The following is a 15,235-nucleotide window of genomic DNA, read 5'->3' on the forward strand; positions in this document are numbered from 1 at the left end:
ACAGGCCGGCGGTTAAGCCTCGGGCAAAAACACATCGCCTGCATAAACGGTGCGCTGGCCGCCATCTTCCTGTTTCAATACAAGATGGCCGCGCGCATCCATATCGGCAAAAATGCCGGTAATTTCTTCCTGGGCGGTTCTGACCGTTATCTCCCTGCCCAGATGTGCCGCCCGATTGAGCCAGGCGGTTCGAATACCTTCGAACCCGTTCGGCCCCTGCCAGCGGCTGAGTTGCTCCGCCAGGGTTTCCGCGAGGCTGGCGAACAGCCTTTCCGCGGTTACCTGAAAACCGAGACTTCTCAGATCGGTTGCCTTGTATAGCGTTAGTGGCGGGTGGGAGACACAATTCACACCAAACCCGATAACCACGGCCCGCCGGCCATCGGCCAGGGTTTCCGCTTCAAGGAGTATCCCTGAAAGCTTTGCTCCCTCTACAAGGAGATCGTTTGGCCATTTCAGCGATACCAGTTGCAGTGTCCCGGCTGCTTTGTCAACGGCTTCCGCAAGCGCAACCGCCGCCCCAAGGGGCAATTCGCCAATTCGGCCGACCGGTTCGGGATCTATCAGCAGAAGACTGGTAAAGAGGTTTCCTTCGGGCGACATCCAGTCCCGTCCGCGCCGTCCGCGGCCTTCCGACTGGGTGTGCGCCCGGATCCACAGATTACCGGGATGACCGCCGCGCGCGCGTTCGAAACAAAGCGAATTGGTCGAACCGACGGTTTCGTGCTCTTCATAACGGAAATCCGGCGCACCGGGCGCCGGACATTCCAAGCCCTGGGAGGTCATGCAGGCGGTCAGAACAGCGACTGCGCCGCCGCGCTGGCGGCATTGACCACATGTCCGGGAGCCAGCCAGAAGAAGATGACGAACACGCTGGAGAGGCCAAGCACCACCCGCAGTTCCATCGGCATTTTCTCAAAGGCTTCCACCGGCTCGTCGAAGAACATCACCTTGACGATGCGCAGGTAATAATAGGCACCGACCACCGACATCAGTACACCGATGACCGCCAGCGGATAAAGCCCGGCCTGAACCGCCGCCACGAAGACGTACCATTTGCCGAAAAAGCCGATCAGCGGCGGAATTCCCGCCAGCGAGAACATCAGCAACGCCAGCAGGATCGCCATCGGCAGGTTGGTCTGCGACAACCCGGAGAGATCGTCGATCTCCTCCACCATGCCGTCCTTGCGGCGCATGGACAAAATGCAGGCAAAGACGCCGAGTGTCATGCCGAGATAGGCCATCATGTAGAAGATGACACCCTCCACGCCTGTCTGCGTACCGGCGGCCAGTCCGACAAGCGCGTAGCCCATGTGCCCGATGGAGGAATAGGCCATCAGCCGTTTCAGGTTGCGCTGTCCAATGGCGGCGAAGGCGCCGAGCGCCATGGAGGCGATGGACACGAAGACCACGATCTGCTGCCAGTCGCTGGTCACCGGCTGGAACGCCTCGATGACGATCCGCACCAGCATGCCCATGGCGGCCACTTTCGGGGCTGCCGCCAGGAAGGCCGTGACAGGGGTCGGCGCGCCCTCATAAACATCCGGGGTCCACATGTGGAACGGCACCGCGGAAATCTTGAAGGCAAGGCCGGCCAGAATGAAGGTCAGGCCGATGACGAGACCGATCGAGTCGCCCTGATGAGACAGAACCTCGGCGATTTCCGCAAAGCCGATCTGACCGGTGAAGCCGTAGACCAGCGACATTCCGTAAAGCAGCATGCCTGAGGACAGCGACCCGAGAACGAAATATTTCAGGCCCGCTTCGGTGGAGCGGACGCTGTCGCGGTTGATGGCTGCCACCACATAAAGCGCAAGGCTCTGCAGCTCGAGACCGAGATAGAGCGCGATCATGTCGTTGGCCGAAAGCATGAGCATCATGCCGAGCGTCGCCAGGACGATCAGGATCGGATATTCGAAATGATCGAAGGACTGGCTCTTGGCATAGGCCCAGGACATGGCGATCGCGAAGAACGACCCCGCCAGCACAAGCAGCTTCAACAGATAGGCGAATTCGTCGAGAACGAAGGATCCGCCAAAGGTTTCGCCATAAGTCGGCACGAGAAGCAGCACCAGGAAGGTACCGCCCAGCAGGCCCATCGCACCGCCGAAAACCGCGTAGCTGACGTCTTTGCCGCCGAAGGCGCCGACCATCAGCAACGCCATGGCTCCGAGGGCCAGGATGATCTCCGGCAGCACCGGCATGAGATCTGGCAATTGGGTCATATCCGACATAGCTCTGTCTCGTCCTCGAAACCTTAGTGAGACACGGCGGCGGGCGCCGCGTGCTGGGCGACACCCGCCGCGTCAAGTGCCGCAGTGTACTGATTGATGAGATTATCGACCGCCCCCTGGGTCACGTCCAGGATCGCCATCGGGTAGAAGCCGAAGAAGATTGTCAGCACGACCATCGGGATCAGAATGAACTTTTCCCTGAGATCCAGATCGAGGATCGACTTCAGGCTTTCCTTCTCGATCGCGCCGAAAACCACCCTGCGGTAGAGATAGAGCGCATAGACGGCGGACAGGATCACACCGGTCGTCGCGAATACCGCGACCCAGGTGTTCACCTGGAAGGTGCCCATCAGGACCAGGATCTCGCCGACGAAGCCCGAGGTGCCCGGCAGGCCAACATTGGCCATGGTGAAGATCAGGAACACCACCGCATATTTCGGCATCCGGTTGACCAGGCCGCCATAGGCGGCGATCTCTCGGGTATGCATCCGGTCGTAGATCACCCCGACACACAGGAAGAGCGCACTGGCGACAATGCCGTGGGAGAGCATCTGAAAGATGCCGCCCTGAACGCCCTGATGGGTCATCGTGAAGATCCCCATGGTCACGTAGCCCATATGGGCGACGGAGGAATAGGCGATCAGTTTCTTGATGTCTTCCTGGGCGAGCGCCACCAGAGAAGTATAGATGATCGCCACCACCGAAAGCGTGTAGATCAGCGGGGCGAACATGTCCGAGGCGATCGGGAACATCGGCAGGGAGAAGCGCAGTAAGCCGTAACCGCCGAGCTTCAGGAGAACCCCCGCCAGAATGACGGAACCGGCCGTCGGTGCCTCAACGTGCGCATCCGGCAACCAGGTGTGCACCGGCCACATCGGCATCTTGACCGCGAAGCTCGCGAAGAATGCCAGCCACAGCCAGGTCTGCATGCCAGCCGGGAAGCCGTGCGTCAGAAGCTGTTCGATGTCGGTCGTCCCGGCGTTCCAGTACATCGCCATGATCGCGATCAGCATCAGCACCGATCCGAGCAGCGTGTAGAGGAAGAACTTGTAGGACGCATAGACGCGCCGCGCGCCGCCCCACACGCCGATGATCAGGAACATCGGGATCAGGCCGGCCTCGAAGAACACGTAGAAGACCACCAGATCGAGCGCGCAGAACACGCCGATCATCATCGTTTCCAGAATCAGGAACGCGATCATGTATTCCTTGACGCGCTTCTGGATGCTTTCCCAGGAGGCCAGGATGCAGAACGGCAGCAGGAAAGTGGTCAGGATCACGAACAGCACCGAAATGCCGTCCACGCCCATCCTGTAGCTGACATTGCCGCCGAGCCAGTCGCGATGCTCGATGAACTGGAAACCCGGATTGGCGTAGTCGAAGTTGCCCCAGATGAACAGAGACAGGACGAAGGTCACGCCCGTGGTCACCAGGGCGACCATGCGGATGTTTCGCCTGCTTCCCTCATCCTCACTGGGAACCAGCAGGATGAAGACCACGCCAAGCAACGGCAAGAAGGTCGTGAGTGACAGAATTGGCCAGTCAATCATTAGTGTGCACCCCCGCCGGTGCCCGCACCGGTGAACATCGACCAGGTGATGAGCGCAGCCACACCGATCAGCATCGCAAAAGCATAGTGATAGAGATATCCGGTCTGCAGTTTCACGACCCAGGTCGTGACGTTCTGAACGCGGGCCGCGACACCGTTCGGACCGAAGCCGTCGATGACTGTGCCGTCGCCCTTCTTCCACAGTGTACGGCCGATCCACATGGCGGGCCGCACGAAGATGAAGTTATAGAACTCGTCGAAATACCACTTGTTGAGCAGGAACTGATAGAGGCCTGAATGACGCTCCGCCAGTTGCTTGGGCATGTCGGGCGAGCGGATGTAGAACTGATAGGCAACCAGGAAACCGAGAACCATCATGATGAAGGGCGAGACCTTCACCCAGGCTGGAACCTCGTGCATGGCATGCAGAATGTGGTTGGTTTCGCTTGTGAACAGCGCCCCCTTCCAGAATTCCGCGTAACCTTCCCCGTAGAAGATCCCGTAAAAGACCATGCCGGCAAAGGCCGCGCCTACAGACAGGATGAGCAGCGGAATGGTCATGACCAGCGGCGATTCATGAACGTGTTTCATGACATCGACCGATGCCCGCGGCTTGCCGTGGAAGGTCATGAAGGTCAGCCGCCAGGAGTAGAAAGCCGTCAGCGCCGCCGCGATCACGGTCAGCCAGAAGCCGTAAAGCGCCATCGGGTTGGCATGATCGCCGGTGGATCCGGCAAAGGCAGCCTCGATGATGGCATCCTTGGAGATGAAACCCGCGAAGCCGATATGGGTGAACGGGATGCCGACACCGGTCAGGGCCAGCGTGCCGATCATCATGGTCCAGTAGGTGACTGGAATGTGTTTCCTCAGGCCCCCCATCTTGCGCATGTCCTGCTCATCGGAGACCGAGTGGATCACGGAACCGGCACACAGGAACAAAAGCGCCTTGAAGAACGCGTGTGTGAACAGATGGAAGATGCCGATGGAATAGGCCCCGACCCCGAGCGCGACGAACATGTAGCCGAGCTGGGAACAGGTCGAATAGGCGATCACCCGTTTGATGTCGTTTTGCACCAGGCCCACCGTCGCGGCGAAAAACGCCGTGGTCGCCCCGAAGAACACGATCACGGCCATCGCCGTGTGAGACAGCTCCATCAGCGGAGACAGACGGGCCACCATGAAGACACCGGCGGTCACCATCGTCGCGGCGTGGATGAGCGCGGAGACCGGTGTCGGTCCCTCCATCGCGTCCGGCAGCCAGGTATGCAGCAGGAACTGGGCCGATTTGCCCATCGCTCCCATGAACAGCAGCAGGCAGACAACGGTCATCGCCGCATGCGGATCGAGATGGTAACCCAGGAAGGTCATCACCTCGCCGTGCTCCTCGATGAAGGACGGCGCGTCGTTGAAGATGGTGGTGAAATCGATGCTCTGGAACAGGTAGAACACACCGAAGATGCCGAGCGCGAAACCGAAATCGCCGACCCGGTTGACCACGAAGGCCTTCATGGCGGCCGCGTTCGCGGAGGGTTTCTGGTACCAGAAACCGATCAGCAGGTAGGAGGCCAGACCGACGCCCTCCCAGCCGAAGAACATCTGCAGAAGGTTGTCCGCGGTGACCAGCGACAGCATCGCGAAGGTGAACAGCGACAGATAGGCGAAAAAGCGCGGCCGGTGCGGGTCATGGTGCATGTAGCCGATGGAATAGACATGCACCACCGCCGACACCGTGTTGACCACGACCAGCATCACCGCCGTCAGCGTATCGACCCGGATCGACCAGGAGACTTTCAGGTCACCGACATTCAACCAGCGGAACAGCTCGACGACCTGCTCTTCCGATCCACCGAACCAGAAGCCGCAGAACGTGATCCAGGACAGCACCGCCGCCACGATCAGGAGCGAGCTGGTAATATACTCGCAGGCCTTGGCGCCGAGGGAGCGTCCGAAAAGGCCGGCAATCAGAAAGCCGATAAGCGGCAGGAACAGGATTGCGGAATACATCGGCTCCTACCCTTTCATCACGTTGACGTCTTCCACGGCGATGGAACCGCGGTTCCGGTGGAAGACCACCAGGATCGCCAGGCCGATCGCCGCTTCGGACGCGGCGACGGTCAGCACCAGCATGGTGAAGATTTGCCCCATCATGTCGCCAAGGAACGACGAGAAGGCGACAAAGTTGATATTCACCGACAGCAGCAGCAGCTCGATAGACATCAGGATGACAATCACGTTTTTCCTGTTCAGGAAGATTCCGAAGATCCCGATCGTGAACAGGATCGCCGCGACCGAAAGATAGTGCGACAGACCGATTTCCATGGACGCCTCGCCGTGCTCCCCTCGTTTACCCCAACCGGAAACCGCACGGAGGAGCGTGCCGGTGTCCGGGCTTTCCCAGACCAACCTGCTTTTTTGGGTTGCCCCGTGAAAGCAGAAAATTGATCAATTCTATAGTGTTGGAGCACCTGATCCGCGACCGTTCGACCGCGGGACGCCCCACAAACGCGATGAGATCGCGTCAGATACCTTTTCCCGTTTCCACTTTCCGGACCTCGATGGCGGTTTCGCGGTTGCGCGCGACCTGATCCGGAATGCTTTGACGTTTGACATTCGGCTTGTGGCGCAGCGTCAGGACAATTGCCCCGATCATCGCCACCAGCAGCACCAGGCCGGCGACCTGGAAGAAGTAGATGTATTTCGTGTAGAGCACCGATCCGAGCGCCTGGATGTTGCTGGTCTCGCTCAGCGCCGGCATCGGTTCCGCCCCGTGTCCGAGTATTCCCGGCGCGATGACCCAGGCACCAAAGCCCATCAGCAGTTCGACAAGCAGGATCAGCCCGATCAGCGCGCCGACCGGCATGTACTGAAGGAAACCCTGGCGAAGTTCGACGAAATCCACGTCCAGCATCATCACCACGAACAGGAACAGCACCGCGACCGCGCCGACATAGACGACGACCAGCAGCAGCGCGAGATATTCCGCCCCCAGAAGAATGAACAGGCCGGCGGAGTTCACGAAGGCGAGAATCAGAAACAGAACCGAGGACACCGGGTTGCGGGACGCGATCACCATGAAGGCGGACGCCACCGTGACGCCGGCAAACAGGTAGAAAAAGAGGGCTGTCAGGATCATTTCTAAGACCTGTCTGTCGTGTGGCCTGTCGGCCGGAAGTGCGGTGCCCGGCCGGATTGCCGGGCGGAAATCGAAGTGTCCGGTTAGCTCCTAGCGGTAAGGAGCGTCCATTTCAATGTTTCGGGCGATTTCGCGTTCCCAGCGGTCCCCATTCGCAAGCAGCTTGTCCTTGTCATAGTAAAGCTCCTCGCGGGTTTCCGTCGCGAATTCGAAATTCGGTCCCTCGACGATCGCATCCACCGGGCAGGCTTCCTGACAGAAGCCGCAATAGATGCATTTGACCATGTCGATGTCGTAGCGCGTGGTCCTGCGGGTACCGTCGTTGCGGCGCGGGCCGGCCTCGATGGTGATGGCCTGCGCCGGGCAGATCGCCTCGCAGAGCTTGCAGGCGATGCAGCGCTCCTCGCCGTTCGGATAACGGCGCAAAGCGTGTTCACCGCGAAAACGCGGGCTCACCGGTCCCTTTTCGAAGGGATAGTTGATTGTCGGCTTCGGCTTGAAGAAGTAACGCATCGCCAGAATGAAGGCCGATACGAACTCCTGCAGAAACAGCGATTTGACGGCTTGATTAAGTCCCATCGCTTTTTTGCCTCTCTTTCCTCAACCTGCCAGCTGGCTGGCGGCCCAATACCCGATAACCGGAAAGCCGATCACCGGAACTCCAAAAATGACGACGCCCAGAAGCGTCTTGTATCTTGCCGCGGCGCCACCGTCGCCTCCGGCCTGTCTGTTTTTCGCTTCCATCGCCTGAAGCATGCCCTTCAGGATCTTCCAGTCGAGCCAGCCGACATAAAGGCCGACAGCGGCGCCGATCACACCGGCAAGCGAGATGCTCACACAGCCCCCGGAGCCCAGCCCATGACCATCAGCACGGTCGCAACGACCACGACCATGCCCAGGGACAGCGGCAGGAACACCTTCCAGCCGAGGCGCATGAGCTGGTCGTAGCGGTAGCGCGGCACCATCGCCTTCACCATGGCGAACATGAAGAAGCCGAGGAAACATTTCAGCAGGAACCAGACGATGCCCGGAACCCAGGTGAACGGCGCGAAGTCGAACGGCGGCAGCCAGCCGCCCATGAAGAAGATGCTCATCAGCGCGCACATCAGGCAGATGGCGACATATTCGCCGAGCATGAACATCATGTACGGGGTGGAGCCGTATTCGACCATGAAGCCGGCGACCAATTCAGATTCCGCTTCCGCCAGATCGAACGGCGGACGGTTGGTCTCCGCCAGCGCCGAAATGAAGAACACCACGAACATCGGGAACAGCGGCAGCCAGTACCAATTCAGGAAGGACAGCCACGGTACGCCAAGCAGCGTGGCAAGCCCTGTCTGCTGGGCCATAACGATGCCGGAGAGGTTCAGCGTCCCCGCGCACAGAAGCACCGTGACAATCACGAAGCCGATGGAGACCTCATAGGACACCATCTGCGCGGCAGAGCGCAGCGCCGACAGAAAGGGATACTTGGAATTCGAGGCCCAGCCGCCGATGATCACCCCGTAGACCTCAAGCGAGGACACGGCGAAAACGAAGAGCACCCCGAGATTGATATTGGCGATCACCCAGCCGTCGGCGACCGGTATAACCGCCCAGGCGGTCAGCGCCAGAAGAACCGAGACCAGCGGAGCCAGCAGGAACAGGATCTTGTTCGAGCCCGCCGGAATGACCGGTTCCTTCAGAACGAACTTCAGAAGGTCGGCGAAACTCTGCAGAAGGCCCCAGGGACCGACCACGTTCGGTCCGCGGCGGATCTGAACGGCGGCCCAGATCTTGCGGTCCGCATAAAGCACGTAGGCGACAATCACCAGAAGCACGACCATCAGCAAAACGCTCTGGAATGCCATCCACAGGAACGGCAGACCGTAGGTCGTCATGAACTCAGCCATATCGGTCCCCTACCCCTTATTCTGCTGCTTCCGCCGCCCGCGTTCTGGCGAGCGCCGAGCACTCCGCCATCACCTTGGACGCGCGGGCGATCGGATTGGTCAGATAAAAGTCCCGGATCGCATTTGCGAAACCGGTGCTGTTCATTTTGGCCTTGGCGTTGGCCAGTTTTGCAATATCCGCGGCATCGCCCGCCTCGATCGCGTCGATGCCGGTCATATGCGGAACGGCTTCGAACAGCTTGGACCGCAGCTCGTTCAGCGAATCGAATTCCAGCGTTTGGCCGAGGCTGGCGGACAGCGCCCGAAGGATCGCCCAGTCCTCACGCGCGTCGCCCGGTGGGAACGCGGCCCGTTCGCCCATCTGGACGCGGCCTTCGGTGTTGACGTAAATCGCGGATTTTTCCGTATAGGCGGCGCCCGGCAGGATCACGTCGGCGCGATGCGCTCCCTTGTCTCCGTGGGTGCCCTGATAGACAACAAACGCGCCTTCTGGAACCTCGACCTCATCGACGCCGAGCAGGAACAGGACATCGAGCGCTCCCGGCTCCAGCATGGCGGCCGTGTCCTTGCCACCCTCGCCCGGAACGAAACCGATATCGAGCGCTCCCACCTGGGCCGCTTCGGTATGCAGGATGTTGAAGCCGTTCCAGCCGTCCTTGATGACGCCGAGAGATTTGGCCGCCGCCACGATGGCCGCCAGAACCTCGGCTCCATCCGCCCGGTTGAGCGCGCCCTGACCGACGATGAACATCGGACGTTCGGCCTTGGCAGGCGCGTGATCGACAAACTGTTTCAGGCTGTCCGGACCGGCACCGATATAGGTAACCGGATAGGTCAGGTCGGCGTTTTCGCCGATCAGGCCGATCTGAACATCGCCGCGCGACCAGCGCTTGCGGATGCGCGCATTCAGAACCGGCGCTTCCTGGCGCGGATTGGTGCCGATCAGCATGATCGCGTCGGCATCCTCGATCCCCTGGATCGTGGAGTTGAAGATGTAGCTGGCGCGGCCGTTCTTCGGATGCAGCGGCGAGCCCGGGAAGCGGCTGTCCATATTGGCGGACCCGAGCTTCTCCATCAGGCTCTTCAGCGCGAACATTTCCTCAACGCCCGAAAGCTGCCCGGCCAGCGCGCCGATACGTTCGGCCGGCGCCGCTTTCACCTTGTCGGCGATGATCGCGAAGGCTTCGGACCAGGAGACCGGCTGCAGTTTGCCGTCTTTCCTCGCATAGGGCCGATCGATCCGCTGGGTTTTCAGACCGTCCCAGATGTATCGGGTCTTGTCGGAGATCCACTCTTCGTTGATTTCCTCGTTGAGCCGCGGCATCACGCGCATGACTTCCTTGCCGCGCGTATCGACCCGGATCGCCGATCCGAGCGCATCCATCACGTCGATGCTTTCCGTCTTGGTCAGCTCCCATGGACGGGCATGAAAGGCATAAGGCTTGGAGGTCAGCGCGCCGACAGGGCACAGGTCGACCACGTTGCCCTGCAGTTCGGAGGACAGCGCCGCTTCCAGATAAGTGGTGATTTCAGCGTCTTCGCCGCGGCCGATCAGGCCCATGTCCGCAACCCCTGCCACTTCCGTGGTGAAGCGCACGCAGCGGGTGCAGTGAATGCAGCGGTTCATGATCGTCTTGACGAGCGGGCCGATATGCTTGTTCTCGACCGCGCGCTTGTTTTCGTCGAAGCGCGAGGTATCGACACCATAGGCCATCGCCTGGTCCTGCAGGTCGCACTCGCCGCCCTGGTCGCAAATAGGGCAATCCAGCGGGTGGTTGATGAGCAGGAACTCCATCACCCCTTCGCGGGCCTTCTTGACCATTTCGGATTTCGTTTCGACCACCGGCGGTTCGCCGTTCGGCCCCGGACGCAGATCCTTGACGCCCATGGCGCAGGAAGCGGTCGGCTTCGGCGGTCCGCCCTTGACCTCTACAAGGCACATGCGGCAGTTGCCGGCAATCGACAGCCGGTCGTGATAGCAAAAGCGCGGAACCTCGGCACCCGCCTCTTCACAAGCCTGAAGCAGCGTATAGTCCGCCGGGACATCCACTTCGTTGCCGTCGATGATGAGCTTCGTCATCCGTTGCTCTCCAAATCCCGTTCCGCTTACTCAGCCGCCACCATGGTCGAAGACGTCTTCGACCTGGCGACAAAGTCATCGATGCGCTCTTCGATGACAGGCCGGAAATTCTTGATCAGGCCCTGGATCGGCCAGGCGGCCGCATCCCCGAGCGCACAGATCGTGTGCCCCTCGACCTGCTTGGTCACCTTGAACAGCATGTCGATTTCCTCATAGGAGGATTCACCCTTCACCATGCGTTCCATCACGCGCCACATCCAGCCGGTGCCTTCCCGGCACGGCGTGCACTGGCCGCAGCTTTCATGCTTGTAGAAATAGCTGAGCCGCGCGATCGCCTTGATGATGTCCGTCGACTTGTCCATGACGATCACTGCCGCTGTGCCGAGGCCGGAGCCCATGCCACGCAGCGTGTCGAAGTCCATCGCGGCATCCTTGATCTGCTCCGCCGTGCAGCAGGGCACGGAAGAACCGCCTGGAATAACCGCCAGAAGATTGTCCCAGCCGCCACGGATCCCGCCACAATGCTTGTCGATCATCTCTGAAAACGGAACGCCCAGGGCTTCCTCGAAGGTTGCCGGCTGATTGACATGGCCGGAAACGCAGAAAAGCTTGGTGCCGGTGTTGTTGGGCTTGCCGATGGCGGAAAACCAGGCCGCGCCACGGCGCAGGATGGTCGGCGCCACAGCGATCGACTCGACGTTGTTCACAGTGGTCGGGCAACCGTAGAGACCAACATTGGCCGGGAACGGCGGCTTTAGGCGCGGCTGGCCTTTCTTGCCTTCCAGGCTCTCCAGCAGCGCGGTTTCCTCGCCGCAGATATAGGCGCCGGCTCCGTGGTGAACGTAGATGTCGAAATCGTAGCCGTTCTTGTTGTTCTTGCCGATGAGACCGGCGTCATAGGCCTGGTCGATCGCTGCCTGCAGGCGTTCGCGCTCACGGATGAACTCGCCGCGCACATAGATATAGGCGGCAATCGCGCCCATGGCGAAACCGGCGATCAGACAGCCCTCAACCAGCGTATGCGGGTCGTGGCGCAGGATTTCACGGTCCTTGCAGGTGCCGGGCTCGGACTCGTCGGCATTGACCACCAGATAAGCCGGACGGCCATCGGATTCCTTAGGCATGAAGGACCATTTCAGGCCGGTCGGGAAGCCCGCTCCGCCACGGCCGCGCAGGCCGGAATCCTTCATTTCCTGGACGATCCAGTCGCGGCCCTTGTCGATCAGGCCCTTGGTGTCGTCCCACTGGCCACGCTTTTTCGCGCCGTCCAGACCCCAGTCATGCAGACCGTAGATATTGGTGAAGATCCGATCCTGATCTTTCAGCATCTCTTCCCCCTAGTCTTCGCTCTTGGAGGAGGCCACTTGACCGGCATCCACGCGCTTGGAAAATTCTGTGTCCTGACCGGACGCGAGCGTCTTCGCCTGTTCGGTCCAGCCGTCCCGTTCGATCCGGCCCTTGAACTTCAGCCGGCTGTCAACCCAGGCGACCTCCTGCGGACCCCAGCTTGCGACCTGGTCGAAGTGGTAGAAGCCGAGTTCATTGAGCGTCGCTTCCAGCTTCGGACCGACACCCTTGAGCTTTTTCAAATCGTCCGGCTTGCCGCCACGCGCTTGCGTCAGCGTTTCCGGTGCTTTTTCGTCGCCAGCGGGCGCCTTGTCCCTGGCGGGAGCCGCGCCGCTGGTGTCGGCGGAACGCGCGACTTCCACTTCCGTGCGGTCACTCGCGTCGGGACGCGCCTTGTTCTCACCGCGTGCCTTGGGCGTTGCGGCCTTTTTCTCAGGGTCGTCGCCTGCCGTCTTCGCCTTGACAGTTGGCTTTGTATCCGGATCGGCCTTCTTTGGCGCGGAGGCAGCCGGATTTTCAACCGGTTTCTTTTCCGCCCTGGCGGCGACTTCCGCCCTCACCCGCGCGACTGCATCCTCCGCCGGGGTCGGAACGCCGTCATAATCGTTTCCACCAGCATTGATGGGAGCACCGGCGAACGCATGGGAGGCCTTCTCGGCTCCATCGACGATGTGGGCAGCGGGAAGCTCGCCTTTGGTATCGTCGTCTATTTCAGAGAGCGTCGTCTGGCCGCCTTCCGCCATGGCGAATCGGCGTCCGTTCTGCGGACCCGGCGTGACTTCCTTGCCGGCGGCAATGTCGTCGATCAGCTGGTTGAAGCTTTCCGGCGTCAGGTCCTCGTAGGTATCCTTGAAGATCTGCACCATCGGTGCATTCACACAGGCGCCCAGGCATTCGACTTCTTCCCAGGAGAACATGCCGTCCTCGGAAATTTCGTGCATGTGCTTGGCGATGCGCGACTGGCAGATCTTGATCAGGTCTTCCGACCCGCGCAACTGGCACGGAGTGGTGCCGCAGACCTGGATATGGGCCTTCTTGCCGACCGGCTGAAGCTGGAACATGGTGTAGAAGGTGGCCACTTCCAGAACGCGTATCCTCGGCATGTCCAGAAGGTCCGCGATGTAGCGGATCGCCGGCTCGCTGACCCAGCCGTCGTTCTGCTCCTGCGCGCGCCACAAAAGCGGAATGACCGCGGAGGCCTGGCGGCCTGCCGGATAACGGTCGATCAGCTTCCTTGCCCACGCGAGATTCTTCTCCGTGAAGTCGAAACTGTCTGGTTGTTCCGCGGCAAGTCGGCGAACTGCCATGGTGCTATCCCCGTTCTTTCAAAGTGACCGGAGCCGGACGGGCGGCTGCCAGGGTCGAATATTTCTGGCGGGCGGTCCGCATCAGCGGTCGACCTCACCGAACACGATGTCCATGGACCCAAGTACCGCCGAGACGTCGGCGAGCATGTGGCCGCGGCACAGGAAATCCATTGCCTGAAGGTGGGCGAAACCCGGCGCCTTGATCTTGCAGCGGTAGGGTTTGTTGGTACCATCGGCAACCAGATAGACGCCGAATTCACCCTTCGGCGCCTCGACGGCCGCGTAAACCTCACCGGCCGGCACATGGAAGCCTTCGGTGTAGAGCTTGAAGTGGTGAATAAGCGCTTCCATCGAGCGCTTCATTTCACCGCGTTTCGGCGGCACGATCTTGCCGTCGGTCGTGGAGACCGGACCGGTTTCAACGGTCAGCTTTTCCAGGCACTGTTTCATGATCCGGATCGACTGGCGCATTTCTTCCATGCGGATCAGGTAGCGGTCGTAGCAGTCGCCGTTCTTGCCGATCGGAATGTCGAAATCAAGCTCGGAATAGCATTCGTAAGGCTGCGACTTGCGCAGGTCCCAGGCAGCGCCCGAACCGCGAACCATGACCCCGGAGAAACCCCAGGCCCAGGCATCGTCAAGATCGACAACACCGATATCGACATTGCGCTGCTTGAAGATGCGGTTTTCGGTCAGAAGGCCTTCGATGTCGTCCAGCGTCTGCAGGAACGGATCGCAGAAATCCCAGATGTCGTCGAGCAGATCGCGTGGCAGGTCCTGATGCACACCGCCCGGGCGCACATAGGCCGCGTGCATGCGGGCCCCACAGGCGCGCTCATAGAACACCATCAGTTCTTCACGCGGCTCGAAGCCCCAGAGCGGCGGCGTCAGGGCGCCGACATCCATCGCCTGGGTGGTCACGTTGAGGAGATGTGACAGGATACGGCCGATTTCGGAGAAAAGCACACGCACGAGCTGCCCGCGTTTCGGCACTTCGATGCCGACCAGGCGTTCAACCGCAATAGCAAAGGCATGCTCCTGGTTCATCGGCGCGACGTAATCGAGGCGGTCGAAATACGGAATCGCCTGCAGATAGGTCTTCTGCTCGATCAGCTTTTCGGTGCCCCGGTGCAGCAGGCCGATATGCGGATCCACGCGGGTCACAACCTCGCCGTCGAGTTCCAGCACCAGACGCAGAACCCCGTGGGCCGCCGGGTGCTGCGGGCCGAAGTTGATGTTGAAGTTTCGGACCTGAGCCTCAGCCATGTTGAGGATCCTGCTGTTGAGTGAAATACGCTATGACTTCCGGGCCGGTCATTTTGCTCGTGTCGTTGGCGAAGGCATAGTTGGCCGGCTGTTCGTCGACGAAGATTTCCGTCGTGAATTTGAAGACCGACGGATCGTCGAAAGCCTGGGCGGAAACGCTGGTATGAGAGCCGTCGGCCATCCGCCAGAACAGCGTCGTCCCGCACGTCTTGCAGAACACCCGCTCGCCGTAACCGGAGGACTTGTAGACGCCGAGTGCATCTTCATCTTCCACCTGAACATCGCCGCAGCCGACTGCCATGAAGACACCGCCGGTCCAGCGACGGCACATGGAACAATGGCAGACACCCATTTCGGGTTTCTCCGGCACCGCGGTGAACCGCACCGCGCCGCAAAGACAGCCGCCTGAAAGCCGTTCGCTCATCCC

Annotated in this window: 14 protein-coding genes; all 14 read right to left on the reverse strand. The window is 60.6% G+C overall.

Annotation, left to right across the window (positions count from 1 at the left end; all coding sequences use genetic code 11):
- Positions 1-12: 12 nt before the first annotated feature.
- The 14 genes from CLV41_RS16770 to CLV41_RS16835 all read right to left on the reverse strand — a co-directional run bounded on the left by CLV41_RS16770 (position 13) and on the right by CLV41_RS16835 (position 15,232).
- A complete protein-coding gene (locus CLV41_RS16770; protein WP_103223575.1) occupies positions 13-786 on the reverse strand; it encodes a biotin--[acetyl-CoA-carboxylase] ligase in 774 nt (257 codons plus the stop codon).
- 8 nt (positions 787-794) lie between these two features.
- Positions 795-2,234, reverse strand: coding sequence for an NADH-quinone oxidoreductase subunit NuoN (gene nuoN / locus CLV41_RS16775; RefSeq protein ID WP_103223576.1), 1,440 nt, complete (start codon positions 2,232-2,234; stop codon positions 795-797).
- Positions 2,235-2,257: 23 nt separating this feature from the next.
- A complete protein-coding gene (locus CLV41_RS16780; RefSeq protein WP_103223577.1) occupies positions 2,258-3,784 on the reverse strand; it encodes an NADH-quinone oxidoreductase subunit M in 1,527 nt (508 codons plus the stop codon).
- A complete protein-coding gene (nuoL, locus tag CLV41_RS16785) occupies positions 3,784-5,787 on the reverse strand; it encodes an NADH-quinone oxidoreductase subunit L (protein ID WP_103223578.1) in 2,004 nt (667 codons plus the stop codon). The genes CLV41_RS16780 and nuoL overlap by 1 nt, the downstream gene beginning before the upstream one ends.
- A gap of 6 nt (positions 5,788-5,793) precedes the next feature.
- Complete coding sequence (gene nuoK, locus CLV41_RS16790; RefSeq protein ID WP_068418566.1) at positions 5,794-6,102, reverse strand: NADH-quinone oxidoreductase subunit NuoK; 309 nt, start codon at positions 6,100-6,102, stop codon at positions 5,794-5,796.
- 199 nt (positions 6,103-6,301) lie between these two features.
- Positions 6,302-6,916, reverse strand: coding sequence for an NADH-quinone oxidoreductase subunit J (locus tag CLV41_RS16795; protein ID WP_103223579.1), 615 nt, complete (start codon positions 6,914-6,916; stop codon positions 6,302-6,304).
- A gap of 90 nt (positions 6,917-7,006) precedes the next feature.
- On the reverse strand, positions 7,007-7,495 hold the full coding sequence (nuoI, locus tag CLV41_RS16800; RefSeq protein WP_103223580.1) for an NADH-quinone oxidoreductase subunit NuoI: 489 nt from the start codon (positions 7,493-7,495) through the stop codon (positions 7,007-7,009).
- Positions 7,496-7,516: 21 nt separating this feature from the next.
- The gene (locus tag CLV41_RS16805) at positions 7,517-7,753 is read right to left on the reverse strand and encodes a hypothetical protein (RefSeq protein ID WP_103223581.1); all 237 of its coding nucleotides are present in this window, start codon (positions 7,751-7,753) and stop codon (positions 7,517-7,519) included.
- The gene (nuoH, locus tag CLV41_RS16810; RefSeq protein WP_103223582.1) at positions 7,750-8,808 is read right to left on the reverse strand and encodes an NADH-quinone oxidoreductase subunit NuoH; all 1,059 of its coding nucleotides are present in this window, start codon (positions 8,806-8,808) and stop codon (positions 7,750-7,752) included. The genes CLV41_RS16805 and nuoH overlap by 4 nt, the downstream gene beginning before the upstream one ends.
- A gap of 16 nt (positions 8,809-8,824) precedes the next feature.
- Entirely contained in the window at positions 8,825-10,888 is a 2,064-nt protein-coding gene (gene nuoG / locus CLV41_RS16815) for an NADH-quinone oxidoreductase subunit NuoG (RefSeq protein WP_103223583.1), read from the reverse strand.
- Positions 10,889-10,914: 26 nt separating this feature from the next.
- Positions 10,915-12,216, reverse strand: a complete 1,302-nt coding sequence (gene nuoF, locus CLV41_RS16820) for an NADH-quinone oxidoreductase subunit NuoF (RefSeq protein WP_103223584.1) — start codon at positions 12,214-12,216, stop codon at positions 10,915-10,917.
- Positions 12,217-12,225: 9 nt separating this feature from the next.
- On the reverse strand, positions 12,226-13,542 hold the full coding sequence (nuoE, locus tag CLV41_RS16825; protein WP_103223585.1) for an NADH-quinone oxidoreductase subunit NuoE: 1,317 nt from the start codon (positions 13,540-13,542) through the stop codon (positions 12,226-12,228).
- An 81-nt stretch (positions 13,543-13,623) separates the two neighbouring features.
- Positions 13,624-14,808 (reverse strand): NADH-quinone oxidoreductase subunit D, encoded by a 1,185-nt coding sequence (locus tag CLV41_RS16830; RefSeq protein WP_103223586.1) that lies wholly within the window; start codon positions 14,806-14,808, stop codon positions 13,624-13,626.
- Positions 14,801-15,232, reverse strand: a complete 432-nt coding sequence (locus tag CLV41_RS16835) for a GFA family protein (protein WP_103223587.1) — start codon at positions 15,230-15,232, stop codon at positions 14,801-14,803. The genes CLV41_RS16830 and CLV41_RS16835 overlap by 8 nt, the downstream gene beginning before the upstream one ends.
- Positions 15,233-15,235: the final 3 nt, after the last annotated feature.

The organism is Roseibium marinum, assembly GCF_002906165.1.
GTDB classification, from domain to species: Bacteria; Pseudomonadota; Alphaproteobacteria; order Rhizobiales; family Stappiaceae; genus Roseibium; species Roseibium marinum.